Here is a 25,308-nt window from a genome sequence, read left to right as displayed (position 1 = left end):
TACCCGTGAATCAGCTTCCCGGCCAAATACGGCCCAACCTCTCATTTTCGCTGTTTTATGCACCATGACGTTCCAATACGGAACATTATTATGTTGCTACGTTTCGTATTGAAACGCCCATTGCAGCAATTTTCTTTTGCCAACCCGTGTGCAAAATTACCTTATCGGCAGCGAGCAGTCGCCGTGGCGTTGTATAACCCGATACCCTACATCAGATGCCTGCCCGAATCTGGCAGCCATCCAGGACTGTCTGCGGAGCATAAATAATGAAAAAATTGATTAACCGTGTTGAAGACGTACTGACTGAACAACTCGCCGGACTGGCGAAAGCGTATCCTTCCCTGGCACTGCATCAGGATCCGGTATATGTCACCCGCGCAGATGCGCCGGTAATGGGCAAAGTGGCGCTGCTTTCCGGCGGTGGCAGCGGACACGAGCCTATGCACTGCGGTTACATTGGTCAGGGCATGCTCTCTGGTGCCTGCCCGGGTGAAATTTTTACCTCACCCACGCCGGATAAAATGTTCGAATGCGCCATGCAAATTGATGGCGGCGAAGGCGTACTGCTGATCATCAAAAATTACACCGGCGATATTCTTAATTTCGAAACCGCCACCGAGCTGTTGCATGAAAGCGGCGTCAAAGTCACCACCATGGTAGTGGATGACGACGTGGCGGTGAAAGACAGTCTGTATACCGCCGGTCGTCGTGGTGTGGCGAATACCGTATTGATCGAAAAACTGGTCGGCGCTGCCGCTGAACGCGGTGACTCACTGGAAGTTTGTGCGGCGCTGGGTCGTAAACTGAATAACCAGGGCCACTCCATTGGGATAGCCATTGGCGCCTGTACCGTTCCGGCCGCCGGACAACCGTCGTTCACGTTGCAGGATAACGAAATGGAGTTTGGCGTGGGTATCCACGGGGAACCGGGCATTGACCGCCGCACCTTCACTTCCCTCGATCAGACCATAGATGAAATGTTCGATACCCTGCTGGAAAACGGCAACTACAGCCGTACGCTCCGCCACTGGGACAACGTTCAGGGCGCGTGGCAGGAAGGCAAAGAAAGCAAACGCGCGTTGCAAAGTGGCGATCGCGTCATTGCGCTGGTCAATAATCTCGGTGCGACGCCGCTGTCAGAACTCTTCGGCGTGTATAACCGCCTCGAAAGCCGTTGCCAGAACGCCGGCATCGTCATTGAGCGCAACCTGATCGGTTCTTACTGTACCTCTCTGGATATGACCGGCTTCTCAATCACCCTGTTGCAGGTGGATGACGACACGCTGAGCTTATGGGATGCACCGGTTCACACCCCTGCTCTCAACTGGGGTAAATAAGGAGATACATGATGTCCCTCAACAGAACACAAATTGTTAACTGGCTCTATCGCTGCGGTGAGATCTTCACCACCGAAAGTGATTTTCTCACCGGTCTTGATCGGGAAATTGGTGATGCCGACCACGGTCTGAACATGCACCGCGGCTTTAGCAAAGTCGTCGAAAAGCTGCCGTCCATCGCCGATAAAGACATTGGTTTTATTTTGAAAAACACCGGCATGGTGCTGCTCTCAAGCGTCGGGGGGGCCAGCGGTCCACTGTTTGGTACCTTTTTTATCCGCGCCGCCCAGGTGACCCAGGCTCATCAAAGCCTGACGCTTGAGGAGTTGTATCAAATGATTCGTGATGGCGCGGAAGGTGTGATTAGCCGCGGTAAAGCTGAACCTGGCGACAAAACCATGTGCGATGTCTGGCTGCCGGTAGTGGAATCTTTACGCCAATCCTGCGAGCAAAAGCTGAGCGTACAGGCGGCGCTGGAAGCGGCAAGCCAACAAGCGGAAGCAGCAGCGCAAAGCACCATCACCATGCAGGCCCGCAAAGGCCGCGCCAGCTATCTCGGTGAGCGCAGCATTGGGCATCAGGATCCCGGCGCAACGTCCGTAATGTTTATGATGCAAATGCTGGCTCAGGCGTCCAGAGAGTAAGGATAAAGCGATGGTAAACCTGGTTATTGTTTCTCACAGCGCCCAGTTGGGCGAAGGCGTCGGCGCGCTAGCCCGGCAGATGTTAATGGGTGATGGTTGCAAAATCGCTATTGCCGCAGGCATTGACGATCCTGAGAATCCGATTGGCACCGATCCTATCAAGGTGATGGAAGCCATTGAGTCCGTGGCCGATACGGATCACGTGCTGGTGATGATGGATATCGGTAGTGCGCTACTGAGTGCGGAAACCGCGCTGGAACTGCTCGATCCGGCCATTGCCGCCAAAGTACGTTTGTGCGCCGCGCCGCTGGTCGAAGGCACGCTCGCCGCAACGGTTAGCGCTGCCGCAGGTGCTGACATTGAGCGGGTCATCTGTGATGCCATGAACGCCCTCGACGCCAAATGTGAGCAACTGGGTTTACCTTCGCCATCTGCAGCAAAGCCGACATCCGCCGAATTCGCGCCCGATGCAGATGCTCATTCAGTGGCCATTGTGGTGAAAAACCCAAACGGCATTCATGTGCGTCCGGCTTCACGGCTGGTTTCCGCGCTGTCTGGCTTTAACGCCGATATGTGGCTGGAGAAAAATGGCAAATGCGTCGTCCCTGATAGCCTGAATCAGATTGCCCTGCTGCAGGTACGCTGTAACGACACGCTGCGCCTGATTGCCAAGGGCGAACAGGCAGAGGATGCGCTGGCCGCATTCAAACAGCTGGCAGCTGAGAATTTTGGTGAATCGCTCGAGCCCGCGCATGCTGATACCGTGGTGACGAAGGTTCCCTCAGAGGTCACGGGGACGGCATTCTGTTACACACCGTTCTCACCGCAGGTAAGCCAACAGCCTATAGCCTCACTCCAGATTGAGCAGCAACGGTTACGGGTCGCTATCCAAAGCACGCTGAACGACTTAAGCGGGCTAACCGCGCTTGCAGAAGAGAGATATTCCGCAGATATCGCCGCTATTTTCTCCGGTCACCACACGCTGTTGGACGATCCGGATCTGTTCGATATGGCCTGCGATCTAATGCGTGAAACGCAGTGCAGCGCGGCCTGGGCCTGGCATCACGTGCTGAGCGATCTCAGCCAGCAGTATTTACAGCTCGACGATCCTTACCTGCAGGCGCGATACATCGATATTGAAGATTTGTTGTCTCGTTCACTGCAGTATTTGACGGGAGAGACTGCACAAATTCCCGCGTTCATCCGCCCCACTATTTTGGTCGCGGAGGTCATCTATCCTTCTACGGTGCTGCAACTCGATCCGAAGACCATCAAAGGCATCTGCCTGCGGGACGGGAGCGAAGCGTCTCACCCGGCGATTATCGCCCGTGCAATGGGGTTATGTTGGTTGTGTCAGCAAGGCGAGGCCATCGAGAGTATCACGATGGGTGATACCCTGACCCTTGACAGTGTGGCCCAGCGGATAACCCGCGCGGGCTGATGTCGGTTGCACGCCCTTTCCCGACAAAGGGTGTGCATCTTTTCGATTCGCGTCGGGAAATGTCTGTTTATTCGCAAAATGGGGCGTCGATCACGCGCAACGGTCGATCCTGAACTAAGGTTTTCTCATGGTAAATGCCGCTGCTTCGGCACACCCTAAGGAGATTAACCGATGATAACGCCTGCAACTCGCCATCCAGGCCTGCTCTCTGTTGCAATAAAACTGACGCTCGCAAGCACCTTTTTTGCCCTTTCCTCTTTTGCCGTCAACGCCGAGGACGCACCAACCGCTACGCCTCAGCCGCCTGATATTTTGCTTGGCCCTCTGTTTAACGATGTACAAACGGCCAAACTGTTTCCTGACCAGAAAACCTTTGCTGACGCCGTTCCTAACAGCGATCCATTAATGATCCTTGCCGATTACCGGATGCAGAAAAATCAGTCCGGATTCGACTTACGTCATTTTGTGGAAGTGAATTTCACCTTGCCGAAAGCTGGCGAGAAATACGTCCCCCCAGCCGGGCAATCGCTGCGCGAGCATATTGACGGACTGTGGCCGGTACTCACCCGTTCGACAACCGACGCTGAAAAATGGGACTCTCTGCTGCCGCTCCCGGAACCGTATGTCGTGCCTGGCGGGCGTTTTCGCGAAATATATTATTGGGACAGCTATTTCACCATGCTGGGGCTTGCCGAGAGCAATCACTGGGATAAGGTCTCTGACATGGTGGCAAACTTTGCTTACGAGATTGATTCCTGGGGACACATTCCTAACGGCAACCGCACCTACTATCTGAGCCGTTCTCAACCGCCATTCTTTGCTTTTATGGTGGAACTGCTGGCGCAGCATGACGGGGATGACGCGCTGAAAAAATACCTCCCGCAGATGCTCAAAGAATACACCTACTGGATGGAAGGCGTCGAAACGCTCCAGCCCGGTCAGCAGAATAAGCGCGTGGTTAAGCTGGATGACGGCACCATTTTAAATCGCTACTGGGATGACCGCGATACGCCGCGGCCAGAGTCCTGGGTGGAGGATATCGCCACAGCGAAAAGCAATCCGAACCGACCGGCCACAGAAATCTACCGCGACCTGCGTTCTGCCGCCGCGTCGGGTTGGGACTTTAGTTCCCGCTGGATGGATAACCCCAATCAACTAGGCACCCTGCGCACCACCAGCATCGTTCCGGTCGATCTCAATGCGTTGATGTACAAAATGGAAAAGATGATCGCCCTCGCCAGCAAGGCCGCCGGGGATAATGCCAAAGCTGCACAATATGAAGGCTTCGCTAATGCCCGACAAAAAGGGATCGAAAAGCACCTGTGGAACGACAAAGAAGGCTGGTATGCCGATTACGATCTGAAGAGCCACAAAGTACGTAACCAACTCACGGCCGCCGCCTTGTTCCCGTTGTATGTCAATGCAGCAGCAAAAGATCGCGCCAGTAAAGTGGCCGCGGCAACCCAGGCGCATTTGCTGCAACCCGGCGGCCTGGCCACCACGTCGGTGAAAAGCGGCCAGCAGTGGGATGCTCCCAACGGCTGGGCCCCGCTCCAGTGGGTCGCCGCATCGGGATTACAGAATTACGGTCAGGATAACGTCGCCATGGACGTGACCTGGCGATTCCTCACCAACGTGCAGCACACCTACGATCGTGAGAAAAAGCTGGTTGAAAAGTATGACGTGAGTAGCACAGGCACTGGCGGAGGCGGCGGCGAATATCCGTTGCAGGATGGTTTTGGCTGGACCAACGGCGTAACGCTAAAAATGCTCGACCTGATCTGCGCCAAAGAAAAGCCCTGTGACAGCGTGCCCGCATCGCGCCCGGCCCCGGCAAGTACCACGCCAGTCGAGCCTAAAAAACAGGCTCAGCCGACGTCTTAACGCCGTTACCTGAGGCGTTTTACTCCCCGAATCCGCGCTGCGTCGCGGATTTTTTCTGGCTTATATTTCGCCATTCCTGTTGTCTCTACGCCATCTAGCCCTTATGGGGTATTCCGGGTTTTCATCCGTGAGAAATTGATTCTGAACATGTTTTTATTCGCTGTATATGTAAATATATAGCGATTTTATCACCTTCAGGATAACAATTATGCCACTGACAAGACGGATGTTTGCCCAGCTTGTGGCATCTGCATTGCTGCTACGCCATCTTCCCGCCTTGGCTCAAACACCGCTAACCGTTGCCGTTGGAGGCCACCCAGCGCCAGAGGCGACCCAACACGTGGTCAGCGCAGGCGCACCCGCCGACATGCTGCTGCTGGCCGTCGCGCCGGAAAAACTGGTTGGTTTTTCATCCTTTGATTTTTCTCGTCAGACCGCCATCCCGTTTCACGAAGACATTCGGGCTTTACCGAAACTGGGCAAGCTGGCGGGACGCGCCAGCACACTCTCGCTTGAAGCGCTACTGGCGCTTAAACCCGATCTGGTGATTGACTGCGGCAATGCCGATGAAACCTGGCTTTCTCAGGCCAGACAAGTGAATGCGCAAACGCAAATTCCCTGGCTGCTGATTAATGGCGAACTGCGGCTCAGCCCACAACAGCTACTCGCGGCAGGTGAAGCGCTGGGAGTCGCAACACGGGCCAGGACTCAGGCCAAACTGGCCCAGCGTTTTATTGATGAAGCCCTCGCGTTTTCACACTCTCCCGCAGCAAAGCTGCGTTTTTATGCCGCGCGCGGCGCCCACGGACTTGAAACAGGATTACAAGGTTCATTGCATACCGAAGCGGCAGAACTACTGGGATTACACAATGTGGCGCAAATTCCTGGGCGGCACGGGCTGGCGCAGGTTTCAATGGAAAACCTGTTGAGCTGGCAGCCCGATATTATTCTGGTACAGGATGCCATTACGGCACAGTACCTGCGGGAAGATCCCGTCTGGCAAGGAGTCAAAGCGGTTGCCGCCCGGCGCATTCTGTTTCTCAGCGGCCTGCCGTTTGGCTGGCTGGACGCGCCTCCCGGCATCAATCGTTTGCTGGGGTTACGCCGTCTGCATGCCTGGCTTGATCCACAGGTTGAAGCGGGCTTTAAAACCGATATGCAGCGCTACAGTGAACTGTTCTGGCACACCACGTTAAGCGACGCACAGTATCAACAACTGGTGAGCGTCTGATGAAAACATCTACCCTCGGTTTTCTGATGATTACGACGGTGGTGCTTTGCGCGAGCATCGCCGCGGTGTCGGGTGCTTATCGCCTCGATGAACAACAGGTCGTGGATCTTATTGCAGGCAGGGATAGCGTCCCGATGCAGGACAAAATCGTCTTCTGGCAAATCCGACTGCCACGCATTCTGGCTGCATTGTTACTCGGCGCAGCGCTGGCTGGTGCAGGAACCACCTATCAGGGAATGTTCCGTAACCCACTGGTTTCGCCGGATATCCTCGGCGTGGCGGCCGGTGCCGGTTTGGGCGCCTGTACGGCAATCCTGCTGGGGCTACCAATCCTGTTTATTCAGCTGTATGCGTTCACTGGCGGTTTGTTAGTGGTCGCCGGTGTCTGGCTGATTACCCGGCGAGTCAAGCGTCACGATCCGGTGTTAACACTGGTGCTGGTCGGGATTGCGCTGGGTACGGTCTGCGGCGCGGGAATTTCGCTCATCAAAACGCTGGCCGACCCGTATACCCAACTTCCGTCGATCACCTTCTGGCTGCTCGGCGGTTTATCGACAATTACTCTGCACGATCTGTGGTTCTCAGCACCGCTGATCCTTGCTGGACTGGTCCCGTTATTGCTGCTGCGCTGGCGCATGAACCTGCTCACTCTGTCGGATGATGAAGCCCGATCGCTTGGGATCAACGTCTCCCGACTACGGCTGGGACTGATCGTCTGCGCAACGTTAGTCACCGCCTGTACCGTCGCCATTGCCGGCATTATCGGCTGGATTGGACTGGTGGTGCCGCACATCGGCAGACTCCTCAGCGGGAATAACCACCAGCAGTTACTGCCGGTGTCCATGGGGATCGGCGCCATTTTACTCCTGCTCACCGACACCCTCGCCCGCACGCTGAGCCGCACGGAAATCCCGCTGGGGATCCTGACTGCATTTATTGGCGCACCGTTCTTTTTGCTGCTTTTGCTGCGGGGAAACCGCCCATGACGCTATTACTCGTGCGCCACGCGTCGCTGGGATACCACAGTAAACAACCCGTGTTACGCGATGTCTCCTTTCAGGTTTCGCCCGGTTCTGTCTGTTGTCTGATTGGTGCTAACGGCAGCGGTAAAACCACCCTGATGCGCACCATTCTCGGCGTTCTTCCGCCGCTTCGCGGTGACATTCTGCTTGATGGCGTCGCGGTGAATCTTCTCAGCGATCGGGAACGCGCCGCAGCCATCGCCTGGGTTCCTCAGGCGCACGACGGCGCGTTTGCCTTCACCGCCCTGGACATGGTGATGATGGGACTGGCCCCGCAACTGGCGGCATTTGCGGTTCCCGGCGCTAAAGAGCGTGAAATTGCGCATCAGCAACTGGCGATGCTGGAGATTTCTCACCTGGCACTTCGACGCTGGAACACCCTGAGCGGCGGCGAACGGCAACTGGTGTTGATCGCTCGCGCGCTGGCGCAACGCCCGCGTCTTTTATTGCTGGATGAACCCGCATCCAGCCTTGATTTTGGGCATCAAATCCGTCTGCTCGACACGCTGGTGACGCTGAAAAATTCCGGTATGGCCCTGCTGATGTCGACCCATCACCCGTTGCACGCCCGGGCAATCGCCGACAGCGTGGTACGGGTTGAACCAAACGGCGAGGTGTCGCAGGGTCTGCCTGAACATCAGCTCGCCGCCGACCGCCTGGCCGCGCTGTATCGTGTTACACCGTCACAAATTACCCACCATCTTTATGGTTCACTCAATTAAGGAATATTCATGCTCATTGACGACATTGATTTTGCCGATCTTTACCGTAAGCAATTACAGCTGGCGAACAGAACCGAAAAAAAGCCGGAGCACTGGGACAAACGTGCGGAAAAAATGGCGGAGAATTGCGCTTCATTAACCGACAGCTATCTGCTGCAACTGCTGGGGAAAATCGACCTGCAAGGTGCAGAGTCGCTGTTTGATATGGGTTGCGGCCCCGGTACAGTCTCGCTGGCGCTGGCTAAAAAAATGCCAATAATTTACGGCGTAGATTACAGCCAGGGAATGCTGAGCGTAGCTGCCCGCCGCGCCGCACAAATGAACGCCCGTCACGTACAATGGGTGCAACGAGCCTGGGAAGAGCACTGGGATGATTTACCCCAGTGCGATATCGCCGTCGCCTCGCGCTCCACGCTGGTTGCCGATATGCGCCAGGCAATGAGCAAGCTGAATAATCAGGCCCGGCTACGGGTTTATACCACCCACCTCGTCAGTTCATCTTTCGTTTCTCCCACCATTCAGCGCGCACTGGGCCGCGAAGTGATTGAACTACCCAACTATATCTATGCGCTTAATGTTCTGTATCAGATGGGGATCCACGCGCACGTTGATTTTATCCGCGGTCCCAACTGTCAGCAGGACAACAGCATCTGGACGCGTTTTCTGGAAAACGTGCGCTGGAGTATGGGTGAACTGAGCGCAGACGAGGTTGAACGTCTGGAAAACTGGTATCAACAGCAGGATCCACGCGCTATTGCCCCCGCCAGCCGTGACTGGGCGCTTATCTGGTGGGACAGCATCCCGCGGGAGGCGCTGCGATGATCTACTTTTCGCAGGCGCAAATTGACGCGCTGCTGCTGGAAGATATTCAGGGCGGCGATCTGACCACCCGCGCGCTGGGTATCGGCGCCCAACCAGGCGTCATCGAGTTTAGCCATCGCCAGGGCGGATGCGTTAGCGGTACCGCTGTTGCCAGACAAATGCTGACGTCATTGGGATTAACCGTCACCGATATTTTGTCCGATGGCGAACGGGCGAACGCCGGACAGCGACTGATTCGCGCACACGGACCAGCGGCGGCGCTGCACCAGGGCTGGAAAGCGGTACAAAATGTACTGGAGTGGAGCTGCGGCGTGTCGGGCTATCTCGTCGAGATGCTGAGCATGCTGCATCAACGCTATCCCGATGGGCAGATTGCCTGCACCCGCAAAGCCATTCCCGGTACGCGTTTACTGGCGACTCAGGCAATACTTGCCGCCGGGGGCATTATCCATCGGGGAGGATGCGCCGAAACGGTACTGCTGTTTGCTAATCACCGCCGTTTTCTTACCAACCCAAACGACTGGACAGGCGCGATTGCGCGCTTACGCAGCCATGCGCCAGAAAAAAAGATCGTGGTCGAAGCGGATACGCCAGATGAGGCATTGGCCGCCCTACGCGCCGCCCCTGATGTCCTACAACTCGACAAATTTACCCCCGAGCAAGCGGCAGAAATTGCCCGTCAGGCCCCTGCTCTGGCCCCCCATTGCACGCTGGCGCTGACCGGCGGCATTACCCTCGCCTCGCTGGCGGGTTATCTCGACTGCGGTATCAGACTCTTTATCACTTCCGCGCCTTACTACGCTCCACCTGCGGATATCAAAGTGAGCCTGAGCCCGGACGCACGTGGCCTATAACATCAAAAAATGGACTAAAAATAATGAATTTCAACAAAAGTTGTCTTTACACAGCCCTGTCGTTTGCTTTCGCGCACAGTGCTTTTGCTGGGCAGGAAAGCGAAACCATGACCGTCTGGTCTAGTCCGGTCTCCGCGGCAACCACCACGGTTCTCGGCCAGGAAACGATACAACAGCTGGATAAACAGAACGTGGCGCAGGCGCTGAGCGTCGTCCCCGGCGTCGTGCTGCAAAAGTCAGGCAACCGCAACGAGCAACAGGTAAAAGTGCGCGGATTTGACAGCCGTCAGGTTCCCGTCTTTTTCGACGGCGTGCCGGTGTACATCCCCTATGACGGCAACCTCGATTTAGGCCGTTTTCTGACATCCGATATCGCTTCGGTTGAAGTCTCCAAAGGCTACTCGTCTCTGTTGCAGGGGCCAAACCAGATGGGCGGTGCCATCAATATCACTACAAAAAAACCGACCAAACCGCTTGAAGGCAGCATTGGCTATCGCCAGGGCTGGAGCCGCAGCAAAGACAACGCCCACGATATGCACGCTTCATTTGGCGCCAGTAACGATCTCGGCTATATCCAGCTCAGCGGCAGTCAGTTGAAGCAGGATTTTCTTGGGTTACCGCATGGCGTGGACAACCCGGTTGCAGGCAGTCACGGCAAGATGATCAACTCTTCCGCTGATGACAAGCGTGGCATCGTGAAGCTGGGCTTTACCCCTCGTGGAGATGATGAATATGTGCTGACCTATATAAATCAGGACGGTGAAAAAGATAATCCACCGTACGCCGGAACCAGCAGCCAGAAATCACGCTATTGGCAATGGCCACAATACGATAAAGAGAGCTATTACTATCAGGGAACCACGCATTTGGGCGACCGTTTTACCCTGAAAAGCCGTCTGTATCGCGACACCTTTGAAAATACGTTGATGATGTACAACTCGCTGGCCGACCTGAAAAATAAGAAAGGCAGCTACAGCCATTATTCGGACTATAGCGATGGGGCTGGCCTGCAGCTCGCTGCGGATATGCGAGAAAACGATCTGCTCTCTTTCGCCGTGAACTGGAAGGACGATGTTCACCGCGAGAAAGGCGCACCGAATGCGGCTTACGACCGCTACGAAGACCGCACCTGGTCCGTAGCCAGTGAATACCAGTGGGCTGCGGCGGATAATGTCGATGTGGTGGCGGGAATAAGCTATGACTGGCGAGACAGTCTGGAAGGTATGAAGCACGAGAAAAACGGCAGCGTCACGCACTACGATGACAACAATCAGTCGGCCTTTAACTGGCAGGTGATGACCAAATACCACTTTGAAAATTCAGACACATTAGCGCTGTCTTACTCTGACAGAACGCGTTTCCCAACGTTAAAAGAACGCTACACGACCTCGAAACCGGCCTATAACCAGGTGGCCCTGGTCAATCCACAGCTTAAACCGGAGCGCGCCCGCAGCGTGGACCTGACATGGAATGGTTCACTTAGCCCGAACTGGGGATTCGAAGCCAGCGTGTATTACAACCGCATCAGCGACGCGATTCTTTCGCACAATATTGATGCCGATACCATCCAGAATCAGAACAGTGGTCGGGTGGATTACACCGGCCTGGGTGCAGGCGTTAAAGGTAAAGTTTTTGATATGCTGGACGTCGGGCTGAGCTACGGCCTTATTCATGCGGACGCCAAACGCAGCGATATCGGTAAGATTACCGATCTGCCGACGCAAACCCTGACCGCCTGGATGACGCTGAAACCGTGGGAGCCACTCAGCATTACGCTGTCCGAAGAGGCCCGTTCGTCGAGCTATAGCAATACCGACGGCTCGCAGAAAGCCGCTGGTTTCGCCATTACCCATTTGCGCGCTGATTACGCCATTGGTCACGGGTTTAGCGTTAACGCTTCGGTCAATAACCTGTTCGATACGCAGTACGTTTACAGTGAAGGATTTATTGAAGAGGGGCGTAATTACTGGGCGGGCATTGAGTATCAGTTCTGACTTAACAATGCAGAAAAACGGCCCCAATTCGAATATACAAGTCAGTTAAGCATTATGGAGAACATGTGATTTCGGCTCAGGGTTCCGTTCACCTCAGTAGTATCACTTTTCTGAAGCGCTGATACCCGTGAACGTGCACGGTGCACTGACTTCCAGTTAACTCTGTTTTGCTGTTCAGATAAAAAACGCAGGTGGTCAGGTGTGGGCTGGTCCGGCTGAAAATTGCCGACGTGTTTCCGTAAGGCCGGGAGAACCCGCAGGGATGCGGGTTCAGGGCGCGTTTTGCAGGGAGGCTACCTCGCGCCCGGCCCGGTAGCCTGGAGGAATAAACGGAGGGGACCGCGGAGCGGCAATTTTCCCGCCGGGAGCCGGGATTGTTAAGGGTACGGCGATAGTACCCTTAACACGTTCACAGATCGTATTGCCTCAGAGAAGTGATGCCACTGAGGTGAACGTAGCAATACACCGGAGGCAACAGATTCGTTACCTCCGAATGTGCCACTCTCCGTTGTCGCTACGGCCATTCATCGTTACCTGACAAGCATTACCCCGTCAGGGGCCGTTCGATTAATCTCGTCGTACAAGCCGAAAGACACCCAGCACAACAATCGCGCCGACCACGGCCACCAGGAAGCTGTGGAGATTAAACCCGCTGATATCGCCGCCGATACCGAACATCGTAGCCAGCCATCCACCGACCACAGCACCGATAATACCGAGAATGCAGGTCAGGATAAATCCACCGCCATCGCACCCCGGCATAATCAGTTTGGCGATAACCCCCGCAATCAGACCAAAAATAATCCAGGTAATAATTCCCATTTCCAGGCCCTCTTTCCAGTGAACGCACGCGCAAGACATTCTTGCGCCAGCACGTTAAGTATAGGCAAGCCATCGCTACGTGCTTTTTCCCTCAGACTTAATTCATTGGGTTTGGTAAAAAATTTCATCCATTTGTATTAAGTTCCGTTGATTGATGCCGATAATCCAACGATAAACCAGGCATCCAGGAGTCATTAGGTGTGAGTAACTACAATGAGCAGTTCCTGAAGCAAAATCCGTTAGCGGTGTTAGGCGTACTCCGGGACTTAAATTCGCAGCAGGTTCCGCTGCGTATCTCCTGGTCAGGTGGCCAGTTCATCAGCAAAATACTGGCGGTCAGCCCGGACGAACTGATCATGGATTTTGGTAGTCAGGAATATGAAAACCAGGCCGTGCAGCGAGCCAATCAAATTACGATTATCGCCGAAACGCAGGGAGCCAAAGTGGAGTTCACCCTGCCACAGCTGAAAAAAGGCGAATACCAGCGGCTACCCGCATTTATCTCATCATTGCCGCCATCTCTGTGGTTCGTCCAGCGTCGGGAATATTTCCGTATCGGTGCTCCACTGCATCCCCCCTATCGCTGCACGGTAAAAATGCCGGATAACAGCACGCTGTGTTTTCGCTTATTCGATTTGTCTCTTGGCGGTATGGGCGGGCTGTTAGAAATAGCAAAACCAGAGGGACTGGTAGAAGGCATGCGCTTTTCACAGGTTGAACTGAACATGGAGCAATGGGGAGTGTATCAGGTGGACGCCCAGCTAATTTCCATTAGCGAACGCAAAGTTATCGACGGGAAAAACGAAACAATTACCACTCCCCGCCTGAGCTTTCGTTTTCTCAACGTCGGCCCGGCGGTGGAGCGTAACCTACAGCGGATTATTTTTTCCCTCGAGCGCGAGGCCCGTGTAAAGTCGAATAAGGTGCGCGATTAGCATCACCTGAATTACATCACATCCAGCGCTTGTTGAAGCTTCCAGATATAGCGCGGAGCCTGCGGCGCCGGATGATTATCCGCAACATGTTCAATAAATTCATCCGGGCTGAGATCGTTTATCTTATTAATGGCTTTTTTCCTGTCGGAGGAGAACGTTCGCAGCAGCGCGCCCGCACCGTTGGCGTACGATACCACCAGCGCATATTGCATCACCTGCGGATCTTCGATCCCGGCCAGCGGCCCGGTCTCAAGAATGCTCAGGTATGCGGCCCCCATCGAGATATTGCGCTCAGGATTTTTCAGCTCGCTGGTTGACGGCTCGCCACTCCACCCCATGCGACGATAAACATCACGCCCTGACGTCGAGGCTTTTAACTGCATCAGGCCAATCGCATTAGACTTACTGACCGCATTCGGGTTTCCACCTGATTCAATGGCGATGATCGCGGTAATCAATTGTGGACTGACACCCCAGGCCGCACCGGCTTTTTCGCTGATCGGCATCCATTGCATTGCGCGTTTAACCGGAACTTCAGCATTCCACGGCGGATTTTTGTAATCCTGTTTTGAACTACAGCCCGCAAGTAATACAACCAAAAAAGCAAACCATCTCAATTTCACGTCATCTATCCTTATAGCCGGAACCTGTCGCTGAGGTGACAACGACATACCTACGCGGCATGATATACATTTGGTTTTAGTTGTAGCAAGGAAATGCCATGTCCCGGTTTCACTTAATTGCCCCGTCGGGCTACTGTATCAACCAGCAGGCTGCCTTACGCGGGCTGGCGCGTCTTACTGAGGCCGGTCATCAGGTCGACAATTCAGCGGTCATTGCGCGCCGTTGCCAGCGTTTTGCGGGTACAGAAGCAGAACGGCTTGCTGATGTGAACGCGCTCGTAAATCTGAACACGCCCGATACCATTGTGATGGCAGTACGCGGCGGCTATGGCGCGAGCCGTTTACTGGCAGATATTGACTGGCAGGCGCTGGCGAACCGTCAGCAACACAACCCACTGCTGCTGTGCGGACACAGCGATTTTACCGCGATCCAGTGTGGTCTGCTGGCGCAGGGGAATGTGATTAGCTTCAGCGGCCCGATGCTGGCGGCTAACTTTGGTGCCGAGGAGATGAACGCATTTACCGAGCACCATTTCTGGCGGGCTGTTCGCAATGCCCAATTTACCCTCGAGTGGCAAGGTAACGGTCCGGCATGTGCGACCGAAGGTACGCTATGGGGCGGAAATCTGGCGATGCTCATTTCTCTGATGGGCACGCCGTGGATGCCCGCTATCGAAAACGGCATTTTGGTGCTGGAAGACATTAACGAGCATCCTTTTCGCATTGAACGCATGCTGCTGCAACTGTATCACGCAGGAATACTGGCCCGACAAAACGCCATTATCCTCGGCAGTTTTAGCGGCAGCGCACCTAATGATTACGACGCGGGTTACAGTCTTGACTCAGTTTGTGATTTTCTACGCGCCAGGTTATCGGTTCCGGTGATCGACGGCCTCGATTTTGGTCATGAACAACGCACCGTCACCTTGCCGTTGGGGGCAAGAGCGGTACTGAAAAATGATAAAAACGGCGCTCAGCTCACCTTAAGTGGGCATCCGGTACTTAAATCGTAAAAAAAGCGGTTAACAGGGCTAAGTAAAACGCTGTTTCTGTCGTTATTATGTTAGGGTTTATAAATACGAAACAGCGTAATTCAGGAGTAACCGAACGTTGGATGCCGCAGCAATAATTAGCCTTTTTATTTTGGGTTCCGTACTCGTCACCTGCAGTATCTTACTCAGTTCATTCTCATCACGTCTTGGTATCCCTATTCTGGTGATATTTCTCGCTATCGGTATGTTAGCGGGAGTCGACGGCGTGGGCGGTATTCCTTTCGATAACTACCCTTTCGCCTATATGGTGAGTAACCTGGCGCTGGCGGTTATCCTGCTCGACGGCGGGATGCGCACCCAGGCCAGCTCATTTCGTGTCGCGTTAGGCCCGGCGCTGTCGCTGGCGACCGTCGGGGTGCTGATTACCTCCGGACTCACCGGCATGATGGCCGCGTGGCTGTTTCATCTGGATCTTATTGAAGGACTCCTGATTGGCGCGATTGTCGGTTCAACCGATGCCGCGGCGGTTTTTTCCCTGCTCGGCGGCAAGGGGCTTAACGAACGTGTTGGCTCTACGCTGGAAATTGAATCCGGGAGTAATGACCCGATGGCGGTGTTTTTAACCATCACGCTTATCGCCATGATTCAAAATCACGAGACTGGATTAAGCTGGATGTTTGCGGTGCATATTATCCAGCAGTTCGGCTTAGGGATCATACTGGGTCTCGGTGGGGGCTACCTGCTTCAGCAAATGATTAACCGCATTTCACTGCCTGCCGGGCTTTATCCGCTACTGGCCTTAAGCGGTGGGATCCTGATTTTTGCCCTGACCACTGCACTGGAAGGCAGCGGTATTCTGGCGGTCTATCTGTGTGGTTTCCTGCTGGGTAATCGCCCCATCCGCAACCGATTTGGCATTCTGCAAAACTTCGACGGTCTGGCATGGCTGGCGCAAATCGCCATGTTCCTGGTGCTGGGACTGCTGGTTACGCCGTCCGACCTGCTGCCTATCGCGATCCCTGCGCTGATTTTGTCTGCATGGATGATATTCATTGCCCGTCCGCTGTCGGTCTTCGCCGGACTGTTGCCGTTTCGTGGCTTCAATCTGCGCGAGCGCATTTTCATCAGTTGGGTGGGCCTGCGCGGTGCAGTCCCCATCATCCTCGCCGTGTTCCCAATGATGGCGGGTCTGGAGAATGCGCGCCTGTTCTTTAACGTCGCGTTCTTCGTGGTTCTGATCTCGCTGCTGTTTCAGGGAACGTCGCTTTCCTGGGCCGCCAAAAAAGCCAAAGTGGTGGTTCCTCCCGTCGGCTGGCCCGTTTCGCGCATTGGTCTGGATATTCATCCGGAAAACCCCTGGGAGCAGTTTGTTTATCAGCTCAGCGCGGATAAGTGGTGTGTAGGAGCCGCACTGCGCGACTTGCATATGCCGGAAGAGACGCGAATTGCCGCCCTGTTTCGTGACAACGTGCTGTTTCACCCATCCGGCAGTACGCGGCTGCGTGAAGGCGATGTTCTGTGCGTCATTGGCCGCGAGCGCGATCTCCCTGCTCTCGGCAAGCTGTTTAGCCAGTCGCCGCCGGTATCGTTAGACCAGCGCTTCTTCGGTGATTTTATTCTCGAGGCCAGCGCAAAATATGCCGATGTGGCACTGATATATGGCCTGGAAGATGGCACAGAGTATCGTGATAAACAGCAAACGCTGGGTGAAATTGTCCAGCATCTGCTTGGCGCCGCGCCGGTCGTCGGTGACCAGGTTGAATTTGCTGGCATGATCTGGACGGTTGCTGAGAAAGAAGATAATGCGGTGCTGAAGGTCGGTGTTCGCGTTGCTGAAGATGAGGATGAGGCGCGTTGATGCTTTTTGCCGGGCGGCGGCAGCGCTTTGCCCGGTTTGCGCTCTGCGTCGCATAAACGGTGTAGCCGGATGAAACGCATCAGCGTCGACATCCGGCTTCAGATACGTTACACCGTCACAACCGGCACGCGCAGCGCCAGAGAACACATCAACTCGTAGCCCACCGTACCCGCTGCGCTGGCCACATCGTCAATTTTAATCTCTTTGCCCCACAGCTCTACCGGCGTCCCGATCCCCGCTTGCGGACACGGTGTCAGATCTACCGCCAGCATATCCATTGAGACCGTCCCCACCGTTGTAGTGCGTACGCCGTCCACCAGCACCGGCGTTCCGCTTGGCGCATGGCGCGGATAACCGTCTGCATACCCGGTCGCCACAATGCCAATACGCTGCTCGCCGCTGGCGGTATAGCGTCCCCCGTAGCCCACCCGATCTCCAGCTTTCAGCGTCTGTATGCCGATTATCTCGCTGCTCAGGGTCATGACCGGTTTCAGGCCGGTATTGGCGATGTCCCGCCACTGTCCCGAAGGTGACGCGCCATACAAAATAATGCCCGGGCGCACCCAGTCATAATGTGCTTCAGGGTGCCACAGTGTGGCGGCCGAATTGGACAGCGACCGTCTGCACTCCAGCCCTTCTGTCGCCTGTGCAATCCGCGCCATGGCGTCCTGAATACCTTCCGGGTGCTCCGCATCTGCAAAGTGGGACATCAGCGTCATTTCACCGACGTTGGGCATTGCCCGCAGTTGTTGCCAGACCGTTGATACTCTTTCCGGTAAGAAACCCAGTCGGTTCATGCCGCTGTTCACCTTCAGGTAAACATCCAGCGGCGCGTTGAGGCGCGCATTCTGCAGCGCTTTTAATTGCCAGTTACTGTGTACACAGGTGGTCAGACGATATTTGTCATACACCATCAGGTCTTCGGCGTGGAAAAATCCCTCCAGCATGAGTATCGGGCCTTTCCACCCGCGCTCACGCAGGGTTATCGCTTCTTCAAGATTGAGCATGGCAAAACCGTCGGTTGTGCCCAGCGCATTCCAGACACGTTCAATGCCGTGTCCGTATGCATTGGCTTTCACCACCGACCAGACGCGGGCGTCCGGCGCGGCCTGGCGGGTAATGGTCAGGTTTTGTTTCAACGCCTGCAGGTCAATGCTGGCCAGTATCGGGCGAGTCATCTCACGTCCTTATCAGTTATGTGCGCCATGTAAATGCCGTGGACGAGATGGGGTAAACCCCGGGCTGTAACGCGCCACGCTCAGATCGTCGTAAGGAATGGCTGGTGTGCGGCCTGACAGAATGTCGCTCAGCAACTGACCCGAACCGCAGGCCATGGTCCAGCCCAGCGTGCCGTGGCCGGTATTAAGCAGTAGATTCTTAAAGCGCGTTCGCCCGATCACTGGCGTACCGTCCGGCGTCATCGGACGCAGCCCGGTCCAGAAGGTTGCCTGCTCCACATGCCCACCGCGTGGGAAGAGATCGCGGACGACCATCTCCAGCGTCTCACGACGGGGTTGCAGCAATTCCGTATTGAAGCCGACAATCTCCGCCATGCCGCCAACGCGAATACGGTTATCAAAGCGGGTAATGGCGATTTTGTAGGTTTCATCAAGGATCGTTGAAACCGGCGCGCCGTCATCTTGCGCCACCGGAATGGTCAATGAATAGCCTTTGAGCGGATAGACCGGAATATCAACGATCCCTTTTAGCATCGCCGTAGAGTACGAGCCGAACGCCATTACATAGGCATCGGCTTTGACTATCTCCTCGCCACACTGAACGCCATAAATCTGCTCACCATCGCTCAACAGCTTATCGACCGGAGTATTAAAGCGAAATTTCACACCCGCCTGCTCCGCCATCAGCGCCAGACGCTGGGTAAACAGCTGGCAGTCACCGGTTTCGTCATTCGGTAAACGCAGACCGCCGGTCAGCTTGTGTGCCACTTCCGCCAGCGCCGGTTCAACTTCCGCCAGACGGCTTGCTTCCAGGAGCTGATACGGCACGCCGGCGTCTTCGAGGACGGCGATGTCGCGGGTCGCGTTCTCATACTGTTGAGCGGTACGGAACAGTTGCAACGTTCCGCCCTGGCGTCCTTCGTATTCGATACCGGTAGAGGCGCGTAGCGCTTTCAGGCAATCACGGCTGTATTCCGCCAGTCGCACCATCCGGCCCTTGTTTTCCATGTAATGGCTGGTGTCGCAGTTGCGTAGCATCTGCCACATCCATTTCAACTGGAACTGCGTCCCGTCGAGGCGAACGGCCAGCGGCGCATGGCGCTGAAACATCCATTTAATTGCTTTAAGCGGGACGCCTGGCGCCGCCCAGGGTGCTGCATAACCTGGAGAGATTTGCCCCGCGTTCGCCGCACTGGTTTCCAGTGCCGGACCGGGTTCACGATCAATGACGGTGACTTCGTGTCCAGCCTGACTTAAGTACCAGGCGCTGGTCACGCCGACGACACCACTTCCCAGTATGACAACTCGCATAGCCACTCCGTTAACAGTAAAAGAACAATCATCTAATTACATCTTGATAACTCAGTTGAAAATATTATTCAACATATGGCTTTTTTATGGTGACTTATCTCACATATGGCGGTGATGGCGGGGAACTCCCTGCTTTGGTATCTCCTGCTGTGCGTTATTTTTATCCAGCATAAAATTTTGCGGCCATACCGTTTTTCGACGCCTCGCTAACAAGAAATCGCAAAGAAAAAAATTCAGCCGCAGCACGTTTTTTAACACCATGATCTATGCTTGAAATGAGGTACTCCAGACAGAGAGTGCCGCCAACAATGAGGGTGCGCGAATGGCTACGATTGATTCCATGAACAAGGACAGCACACGGTTAAGCGATGGACCCGACTGGACGTTTGATCTGCTGGATGTCTATCTGGCGGAAATAGACCGCGTGGCGAAACTCTACAGACTGGATACCTACCCGCACCAAATCGAGGTGATCACCTCCGAACAAATGATGGACGCTTACTCCAGCGTCGGGATGCCAATCAACTATCCGCACTGGTCGTTTGGTAAAAAATTTATTGAAACCGAGCGTTTGTATAAGCATGGTCAGCAGGGGCTGGCCTATGAGATTGTTATCAACTCCAATCCGTGTATCGCGTATCTGATGGAGGAGAACACCATCACCATGCAGGCGTTGGTGATGGCGCATGCCTGCTACGGACATAACTCCTTCTTTAAAAACAACTATTTGTTCCGTAGCTGGACGGATGCCAGCTCCATCGTTGATTACCTGATCTTCGCGCGAAACTATATTACCCAGTGTGAAGAGCGTTACGGCGTGGATGAAGTCGAAAAGCTCCTCGACTCCTGTCACGCGCTGATGAACTACGGCGTGGATCGTTACAAACGCCCGCAAAAAATCTCCCTACAGGAAGAGAAAGCCCGACAGAAAAGCCGTGAAGAGTATCTGCAAAGCCAGGTCAATATGTTGTGGCGTACGCTGCCGAAGAAAGAGGAAGAGAAAACCGTTGCGGAAGCCCGACGTTATCCTTCTGAACCGCAGGAGAATCTGCTGTATTTCATGGAGAAGAACGCCCCGCTGCTGGAATCCTGGCAACGCGAAGTGCTGCGCATTGTGCGCAAGGTCAGCCAGTATTTTTATCCGCAGAAACAGACCCAGGTGATGAACGAAGGGTGGGCCACTTTCTGGCATTACACCATCCTTAATCACCTTTATGACGAAGGTAAAGTCACCGAACGGTTTATGCTGGAGTTTTTACATAGCCATACCAACGTGGTATTCCAGCCGCCGTACAACAGCCCGTGGTATAGCGGCATAAACCCCTATGCTCTGGGTTTTGCCATGTTCCAGGATATTAAACGAATTTGTCAGTCGCCTACCGAAGAGGACAAATACTGGTTCCCGGATATAGCGGGTTCTGACTGGCTGGAAACCCTGCATTTCGCGATGCGCGATTTCAAAGATGAGAGCTTTATCAGCCAGTTCCTGTCACCGAAGGTTATGCGTGATTTCCGCCTGTTCACCGTGCTGGATGACGATCGTCATAATTATCTGGAGATTTCCGCGATTCACAACGAGGAAGGATATCGTGAGATCCGCAACAGGCTGTCGTCGCAATATAACCTGAGCAACCTTGAGCCGAATATTCAAATCTGGAATGTCGATCTGCGCGGCGACCGCTCGCTCACCTTGCGCTATATTCCGCATAACCGCGCTCCGCTGGATAAAGGACGCAAAGAGGTGCTCAAACATGTGCACCGGCTCTGGGGTTTTGACGTGATGCTGGAGCAGCAGAACGAAGACGGCAGTGTGGAACTGCTGGAGCGTTGTCCGCCGAGGATGAACGGTCTGTAAATCTTATTGCCGGATGGCGACGCGAAAACGTCTTATCCGGCCTACAATGCATTTCGTAGGCCGGATAAGCTGCGATTAGCGCCCCTGAATAGCTAAATCGCCCGGCAGGTTTTTCTGCATACGATGCCAAATCTCGCCGCTGTCGTGACCATAGCGACGCACCGTTTCATATACCTGCTCATGAGCACCCTGATCACAAAGTTCTGACAGCTTACGGTAAAAGCTCAGCGCCAGCGCGCGGGCTTCCGGATTGGCGAAATAATGGCGACCAATGCGGGTATATAATCCCTTCATTCCATTGAGGATCAAACCGTAAATCGGATTGCCAGAGGCAAATGCCAGACCGCGGAAAATGTTATAGTCCAGATCGGCGAACGCATCAGCATGGTCGGCCACCTGATTTGCCGTTGCCAGAACCTCCTGCGCTTTATCAGGATGCTGGCGAAACGCGGTACGAACAAAGATCGTCGAGATGTTGGTACGCACGGACAGCAGATTATCAATAAGCTGCGGCACGCTCTCGTGATCGAGACGCGCCAGCGTTTCAAGGATATTTAGCCCGGAGGTTTCCCAGAAGTTATTCACCTTCGTCGGCTTGCCGTGTTGAATGGTCAACCAGCCGTCCCGCGCCAGACGCTGTAATACCTCGCGTAACGTGGTACGTGTCACTCCAATCAGTTCAGAGAGTTCACGTTCAGCAGGCAAAATAGTGCCAGGTGGGAAGCGGTTATTCCAGATACTTTCAATGATGTACTCTTCCGCGAACCCAGCCGGGCTTTGCGCCTTAATGACCATAGTGATAATTCCATTACACAGCAAAACATAGTTACAGTTATCATACCAGACGGGCTACATGGCTGATAGCTGACGCAATGAAGAAAAAGTGGATCAAGGCTTCATTTTCCAGATTACGCTGAAGCACAGCCAGCCTTGTCCGTCGCGTGAATAGCTTGCCTGTACTCCCTCCTCCCGCTAAGCTTTGCGGTCAAACATAAAAACATGATTTCATTTTTAAAGGTAGGGAAATCACCATGGAGCTATCATGGGGCCGCGCTATGTGGCGCAATTTTTTAGGTCAATCACCTGACTGGTACAAACTTGCACTACTCGTTTTCTTAGTCGTTAACCCGGTTATATTTTTCATCAATCCCTTTATTGCGGGCTGGCTGTTGGTAGCCGAGTTCATTTTTACGCTGGCGATGGCGTTAAAATGTTACCCGCTGCTACCAGGCGGGCTGCTAGCCATCGAGGCGGTCATCATCGGCATGACCAGCGCCACACATGTGCGTGAAGAGGTTGCCGCTAACCTTGAGGTGCTGTTGCTGCTGATGTTTATGGTGGCTGGCATCTACTTTATGAAGCAGTTGCTGCTGTTTATTTTCACCCGCCTACTGCTTACGATTCGCTCCAAGATGCTGCTGTCGCTGGCATTTTGCGTTGCCGCAGCCTTCCTTTCTGCATTCCTGGATGCGCTGACCGTCGTTGCCGTGGTAATCAGCGTAGCAGTTGGTTTTTATGGTATCTACCATCGCTTCGCCTCTTCCCGCACGGAAGACAACAATATGCTCGATGACAGCCATATCGATCAGCACAATAAGGTCGTACTGGAGCAGTTCCGTGGTTTTCTACGCAGCCTGATGATGCATGCGGGTGTCGGTACGGCGTTAGGCGGCGTAATGACTATGGTCGGCGAACCGCAAAACCTGATTATCGCCAAAGCGGCTGGCTGGCATTTTGGTGACTTTTTCCTGCGCATGTCGCCGGTCACCGTCCCGGTGCTGATTTGCGGCCTGTTAACCTGCATGCTGGTTGAGAAATTGCGCTGGTTTGGCTATGGCGAAACGCTGCCGGAGACCGTCCGCGATGTCCTGCAACAGTTTGACGACCAAAGCCGACAGCAGCGTACTCGTCAGGAAAAAATCAAACTGATTGTCCAGGCGATTATCGGTATCTGGCTGGTGGTTGCCCTGGCCCTGCATCTGGCGGAAGTCGGATTAATCGGTCTGTCCGTCATTATCCTGGCCACGTCGTTGACCGGCGTTACTGACGAACACGCGATTGGTAAAGCGTTTACCGAGTCGCTGCCTTTCACCGCCCTGCTGACCGTGTTCTTCTCTATCGTTGCGGTGATTATCGATCAACAGCTCTTTTCACCGATTATTCAGTTTGTTTTGCAGTCCTCTGAACATGCTCAACTGACGCTGTTCTATCTCTTTAACGGCCTGCTGTCTTCAATCTCGGATAACGTGTTTGTCGGCACCATTTACATTAACGAAGCCAAAGCCGCGTTGGAACATGGGACCATCAGCCTTAACCAATTTGAGCTGTTAGCGGTGGCGATCAATACCGGGACTAACCTGCCTTCCGTTGCTACGCCAAACGGCCAGGCGGCATTCCTGTTCCTGCTGACCTCCGCGCTGGCACCATTGATTCGACTCTCTTATGGTCGCATGGTGTGGATGGCTCTGCCTTATACTCTCGTCCTGACGCTGGTTGGTCTGCTTTGCGTCGAGTTCACGCTTGTTCCGGTGACTGAGTGGATGACCCAAGCGGGCTGGTTAGCTACACTTTCATAACAATTTACCGGGTAAATCACTGCCCGGTTTGACTTTTTGCATGATAATTATCCGATTACTCAAATTTTCAATTCCTGCTAGTGGCGCATAAATTGAATTGGTTTAAACTGCGCTCTCTACGCATGTTGCAGGGAAATTATTATGTTGCGATTTTTAAACCAGTGCTCCCGAGGTCGTGGTGCATGGTTATTGTTGGCGTTAACCGCCTTTGCGCTGGAGCTTGTCGCGCTGTGGTTCCAGCACGTCATGCTGCTAAAACCTTGCGTGTTGTGTATTTACGAACGTAGCGCATTATTTGGCGTGATGGGCGCGGGGCTGGTGGGGGCTATCGCACCAAAAACGCCGCTGCGCTATGTGGCGATGATTATCTGGATTTACAGTGCCTGGCGCGGACTGCAGTTAGCGTATGAGCACACCATGATTCAGTTGCACCCATCACCGTTTATGACCTGTGATTTTGCCGCACGCTTCCCGAGCTGGCTGCCGCTGGACAAATGGCTGCCGCAGGTGTTTTTAGCATCCGGTGACTGTGCTGAACGCCAGTGGTCTTTTTTAACCCTGGAAATGCCACAGTGGCTGTTGGGGATCTTCGCCGCTTACCTGGTGGTCGCCGTGCTGGTAGTCATAGCACAGCCGTTTAAACCGAAAAAACGTGACCTCTTCGGTCGCTAACAGAGACGCTCCTTCGGGAGCGTTTTTTTTGCCTTAAATTCATTGCCTGCTGGCATCTATAAGATGTATATTAAATGCATCTTATAGATGCCACACCAAGGAGATGTCTGATGTCCCATTTACGCATCCCGGCAAACTGGAAAGTAAAACGCTCTACTCCCTTCTTTACCAAAGACAACGTCCCGGCAGCACTTCTTTCTCACCATAACACCGCAGCAGGCGTGTTTGGACAGCTCTGCGTAATGGAAGGTACGGTAACGTATTATGGCTTTGCCAATGAAGACGCAAAAGAACCTGAAGTGAAAGTGGTGATTAATGCCGGTCAGTTCGCGACCAGCCCACCGCAGTACTGGCATCGCGTTGAATTAAGCGACGAGGCGCAATTCAACATTAACTTCTGGGTGGAAGATGACAACCACTCCGATGAAATGTATCAGGCGAAAAAGTCTTAACCCTTAACGCCTGCTAATCGATGGGCGGGTCAGTCCGCCCATGAAGGTTTGTTCAGGATAGGTGGCACTATTAAATTATTGTG

22 protein-coding genes are annotated in these 25,308 nt (G+C 54.1%); 17 read left to right on the top strand and 5 right to left on the bottom strand.

Annotated features, from left to right (window positions below; translation table 11 throughout):
• Nucleotides 1–266 precede the first annotated feature (266 nt).
• From dhaK to HVZ39_RS11525, 10 genes are all read left to right on the top strand, one after another.
• Nucleotides 267–1,337 (top strand): dihydroxyacetone kinase subunit DhaK, encoded by a 1,071-nt coding sequence (dhaK, locus tag HVZ39_RS11570; RefSeq protein WP_181633617.1) that lies wholly within the window; start codon nucleotides 267–269, stop codon nucleotides 1,335–1,337.
• Between the two features lie 11 nt (nucleotides 1,338–1,348).
• Nucleotides 1,349–1,981: a dihydroxyacetone kinase subunit DhaL gene (gene dhaL, locus HVZ39_RS11565; RefSeq protein ID WP_016153354.1), complete on the top strand. Its 633-nt coding sequence runs from the start codon at nucleotides 1,349–1,351 to the stop codon at nucleotides 1,979–1,981.
• Nucleotides 1,982–1,991: 10 nt separating this feature from the next.
• Nucleotides 1,992–3,422: a dihydroxyacetone kinase phosphoryl donor subunit DhaM gene (gene dhaM, locus HVZ39_RS11560; protein WP_181633616.1), complete on the top strand. Its 1,431-nt coding sequence runs from the start codon at nucleotides 1,992–1,994 to the stop codon at nucleotides 3,420–3,422.
• 171 nt (nucleotides 3,423–3,593) lie between these two features.
• Nucleotides 3,594–5,306 (top strand): alpha,alpha-trehalase, encoded by a 1,713-nt coding sequence (locus HVZ39_RS11555; protein WP_016153356.1) that lies wholly within the window; start codon nucleotides 3,594–3,596, stop codon nucleotides 5,304–5,306.
• Between the two features lie 208 nt (nucleotides 5,307–5,514).
• Complete coding sequence (locus HVZ39_RS11550) at nucleotides 5,515–6,537, top strand: ABC transporter substrate-binding protein (RefSeq protein WP_181633615.1); 1,023 nt, start codon at nucleotides 5,515–5,517, stop codon at nucleotides 6,535–6,537.
• Nucleotides 6,537–7,523 (top strand): iron ABC transporter permease, encoded by a 987-nt coding sequence (locus HVZ39_RS11545; RefSeq protein ID WP_181633614.1) that lies wholly within the window; start codon nucleotides 6,537–6,539, stop codon nucleotides 7,521–7,523. The genes HVZ39_RS11550 and HVZ39_RS11545 overlap by 1 nt, the downstream gene beginning before the upstream one ends.
• Entirely contained in the window at nucleotides 7,520–8,281 is a 762-nt protein-coding gene (locus HVZ39_RS11540; RefSeq protein WP_181633613.1) for an ABC transporter ATP-binding protein, read from the top strand. Before HVZ39_RS11545 ends, HVZ39_RS11540 begins: the two co-directional genes overlap by 4 nt.
• A 9-nt stretch (nucleotides 8,282–8,290) precedes the next feature.
• Nucleotides 8,291–9,103: a class I SAM-dependent methyltransferase gene (locus HVZ39_RS11535; RefSeq protein ID WP_094761114.1), complete on the top strand. Its 813-nt coding sequence runs from the start codon at nucleotides 8,291–8,293 to the stop codon at nucleotides 9,101–9,103.
• A complete protein-coding gene (gene modD / locus HVZ39_RS11530; RefSeq protein ID WP_047416626.1) occupies nucleotides 9,100–9,957 on the top strand; it encodes a ModD protein in 858 nt (285 codons plus the stop codon). The genes HVZ39_RS11535 and modD overlap by 4 nt, the downstream gene beginning before the upstream one ends.
• Before the next feature lie 23 nt (nucleotides 9,958–9,980).
• Nucleotides 9,981–11,951, top strand: coding sequence for a TonB-dependent receptor (locus HVZ39_RS11525; protein WP_181633612.1), 1,971 nt, complete (start codon nucleotides 9,981–9,983; stop codon nucleotides 11,949–11,951).
• A 567-nt stretch (nucleotides 11,952–12,518) separates the two neighbouring features.
• Here the strand turns inward: HVZ39_RS11525 and HVZ39_RS11520 are convergent.
• Nucleotides 12,519–12,773: a GlsB/YeaQ/YmgE family stress response membrane protein gene (locus HVZ39_RS11520; RefSeq protein WP_181633692.1), complete on the bottom strand. Its 255-nt coding sequence runs from the start codon at nucleotides 12,771–12,773 to the stop codon at nucleotides 12,519–12,521.
• Between the two features lie 200 nt (nucleotides 12,774–12,973).
• Between HVZ39_RS11520 and ycgR the strand changes: the two genes are divergently transcribed.
• Nucleotides 12,974–13,708, top strand: a complete 735-nt coding sequence (gene ycgR, locus HVZ39_RS11515; RefSeq protein ID WP_181633611.1) for a flagellar brake protein YcgR — start codon at nucleotides 12,974–12,976, stop codon at nucleotides 13,706–13,708.
• A gap of 11 nt (nucleotides 13,709–13,719) precedes the next feature.
• On the opposite strand, the gene emtA is transcribed toward ycgR, so the two are convergent.
• The gene (gene emtA / locus HVZ39_RS11510) at nucleotides 13,720–14,331 is read right to left on the bottom strand and encodes a membrane-bound lytic murein transglycosylase EmtA (RefSeq protein WP_016153365.1); all 612 of its coding nucleotides are present in this window, start codon (nucleotides 14,329–14,331) and stop codon (nucleotides 13,720–13,722) included.
• Between the two features lie 98 nt (nucleotides 14,332–14,429).
• Between emtA and ldcA the strand changes: the two genes are divergently transcribed.
• The gene (gene ldcA, locus HVZ39_RS11505) at nucleotides 14,430–15,344 is read left to right on the top strand and encodes a muramoyltetrapeptide carboxypeptidase (protein WP_181633610.1); all 915 of its coding nucleotides are present in this window, start codon (nucleotides 14,430–14,432) and stop codon (nucleotides 15,342–15,344) included.
• Between the two features lie 97 nt (nucleotides 15,345–15,441).
• The gene (locus HVZ39_RS11500) at nucleotides 15,442–17,181 is read left to right on the top strand and encodes a potassium/proton antiporter (RefSeq protein ID WP_016153367.1); all 1,740 of its coding nucleotides are present in this window, start codon (nucleotides 15,442–15,444) and stop codon (nucleotides 17,179–17,181) included.
• Nucleotides 17,182–17,288: 107 nt separating this feature from the next.
• Here the strand turns inward: HVZ39_RS11500 and dadX are convergent, their stop codons facing one another.
• Together dadX and HVZ39_RS11490 are read right to left on the bottom strand one after the other, a co-directional pair.
• A complete protein-coding gene (gene dadX, locus HVZ39_RS11495) occupies nucleotides 17,289–18,359 on the bottom strand; it encodes a catabolic alanine racemase DadX (RefSeq protein ID WP_046275018.1) in 1,071 nt (356 codons plus the stop codon).
• Nucleotides 18,360–18,371: 12 nt separating this feature from the next.
• Nucleotides 18,372–19,670, bottom strand: a complete 1,299-nt coding sequence (locus HVZ39_RS11490; protein WP_016156783.1) for a D-amino acid dehydrogenase — start codon at nucleotides 19,668–19,670, stop codon at nucleotides 18,372–18,374.
• Nucleotides 19,671–19,992: 322 nt separating this feature from the next.
• Here HVZ39_RS11490 and HVZ39_RS11485 point away from each other — a divergent pair, with 322 nt between their 5' ends.
• Nucleotides 19,993–21,525 (top strand): SpoVR family protein, encoded by a 1,533-nt coding sequence (locus HVZ39_RS11485; protein ID WP_003833557.1) that lies wholly within the window; start codon nucleotides 19,993–19,995, stop codon nucleotides 21,523–21,525.
• 75 nt (nucleotides 21,526–21,600) lie between these two features.
• Here the strand turns inward: HVZ39_RS11485 and fadR are convergent, their stop codons facing one another.
• The gene (fadR, locus tag HVZ39_RS11480) at nucleotides 21,601–22,320 is read right to left on the bottom strand and encodes a fatty acid metabolism transcriptional regulator FadR (RefSeq protein ID WP_016153370.1); all 720 of its coding nucleotides are present in this window, start codon (nucleotides 22,318–22,320) and stop codon (nucleotides 21,601–21,603) included.
• A gap of 236 nt (nucleotides 22,321–22,556) precedes the next feature.
• Between fadR and nhaB the strand changes: the two genes are divergently transcribed.
• The 3 genes from nhaB to HVZ39_RS11465 all read left to right on the top strand — a co-directional run bounded on the left by nhaB (nucleotide 22,557) and on the right by HVZ39_RS11465 (nucleotide 25,225).
• Nucleotides 22,557–24,101 (top strand): Na(+)/H(+) antiporter NhaB, encoded by a 1,545-nt coding sequence (nhaB, locus tag HVZ39_RS11475; protein WP_029139569.1) that lies wholly within the window; start codon nucleotides 22,557–22,559, stop codon nucleotides 24,099–24,101.
• A gap of 141 nt (nucleotides 24,102–24,242) precedes the next feature.
• Nucleotides 24,243–24,773, top strand: a complete 531-nt coding sequence (gene dsbB, locus HVZ39_RS11470; protein ID WP_003844060.1) for a disulfide bond formation protein DsbB — start codon at nucleotides 24,243–24,245, stop codon at nucleotides 24,771–24,773.
• Between the two features lie 110 nt (nucleotides 24,774–24,883).
• On the top strand, nucleotides 24,884–25,225 hold the full coding sequence (locus HVZ39_RS11465; protein ID WP_181633609.1) for a DUF1971 domain-containing protein: 342 nt from the start codon (nucleotides 24,884–24,886) through the stop codon (nucleotides 25,223–25,225).
• Nucleotides 25,226–25,308: the final 83 nt, after the last annotated feature.

It is taken from the genome of Citrobacter sp. RHB35-C21, assembly GCF_013816515.1.
Classification (GTDB): domain Bacteria; phylum Pseudomonadota; class Gammaproteobacteria; order Enterobacterales; family Enterobacteriaceae; genus Citrobacter; species Citrobacter braakii.
This window is presented reverse-complemented; position numbering and strand designations above follow the sequence as displayed.

Excerpts from the sequence above, each read along its gene's own strand:
- HVZ39_RS11550 (WP_181633615.1), top strand. The coding sequence starts at position 5,515 with ATGCCACTGACAAGACGGATGTTTGCCCAGCTTGTGGCATCTGCATTG.
- HVZ39_RS11555 (WP_016153356.1), top strand. The coding sequence starts at position 3,594 with ATGATAACGCCTGCAACTCGCCATCCAGGCCTGCTCTCTGTTGCAATA.
- fadR (WP_016153370.1), bottom strand. The coding sequence starts at position 22,320 with ATGGTCATTAAGGCGCAAAGCCCGGCTGGGTTCGCGGAAGAGTACATC.
- dhaM (WP_181633616.1), top strand. The coding sequence starts at position 1,992 with ATGGTAAACCTGGTTATTGTTTCTCACAGCGCCCAGTTGGGCGAAGGC.
- HVZ39_RS11540 (WP_181633613.1), top strand. The coding sequence starts at position 7,520 with ATGACGCTATTACTCGTGCGCCACGCGTCGCTGGGATACCACAGTAAA.
- dhaL (WP_016153354.1), top strand. The coding sequence starts at position 1,349 with ATGTCCCTCAACAGAACACAAATTGTTAACTGGCTCTATCGCTGCGGT.
- dadX (WP_046275018.1), bottom strand. The coding sequence starts at position 18,359 with ATGACTCGCCCGATACTGGCCAGCATTGACCTGCAGGCGTTGAAACAA.
- HVZ39_RS11545 (WP_181633614.1), top strand. The coding sequence starts at position 6,537 with ATGAAAACATCTACCCTCGGTTTTCTGATGATTACGACGGTGGTGCTT.
- dsbB (WP_003844060.1), top strand. The coding sequence starts at position 24,243 with ATGTTGCGATTTTTAAACCAGTGCTCCCGAGGTCGTGGTGCATGGTTA.
- HVZ39_RS11525 (WP_181633612.1), top strand. The coding sequence starts at position 9,981 with ATGAATTTCAACAAAAGTTGTCTTTACACAGCCCTGTCGTTTGCTTTC.
- HVZ39_RS11535 (WP_094761114.1), top strand. The coding sequence starts at position 8,291 with ATGCTCATTGACGACATTGATTTTGCCGATCTTTACCGTAAGCAATTA.
- HVZ39_RS11490 (WP_016156783.1), bottom strand. The coding sequence starts at position 19,670 with ATGCGAGTTGTCATACTGGGAAGTGGTGTCGTCGGCGTGACCAGCGCC.
- nhaB (WP_029139569.1), top strand. The coding sequence starts at position 22,557 with ATGGAGCTATCATGGGGCCGCGCTATGTGGCGCAATTTTTTAGGTCAA.
- modD (WP_047416626.1), top strand. The coding sequence starts at position 9,100 with ATGATCTACTTTTCGCAGGCGCAAATTGACGCGCTGCTGCTGGAAGAT.
- HVZ39_RS11485 (WP_003833557.1), top strand. The coding sequence starts at position 19,993 with ATGGCTACGATTGATTCCATGAACAAGGACAGCACACGGTTAAGCGAT.
- ldcA (WP_181633610.1), top strand. The coding sequence starts at position 14,430 with ATGTCCCGGTTTCACTTAATTGCCCCGTCGGGCTACTGTATCAACCAG.
- HVZ39_RS11520 (WP_181633692.1), bottom strand. The coding sequence starts at position 12,773 with ATGGGAATTATTACCTGGATTATTTTTGGTCTGATTGCGGGGGTTATC.
- HVZ39_RS11465 (WP_181633609.1), top strand. The coding sequence starts at position 24,884 with ATGTCCCATTTACGCATCCCGGCAAACTGGAAAGTAAAACGCTCTACT.
- dhaK (WP_181633617.1), top strand. The coding sequence starts at position 267 with ATGAAAAAATTGATTAACCGTGTTGAAGACGTACTGACTGAACAACTC.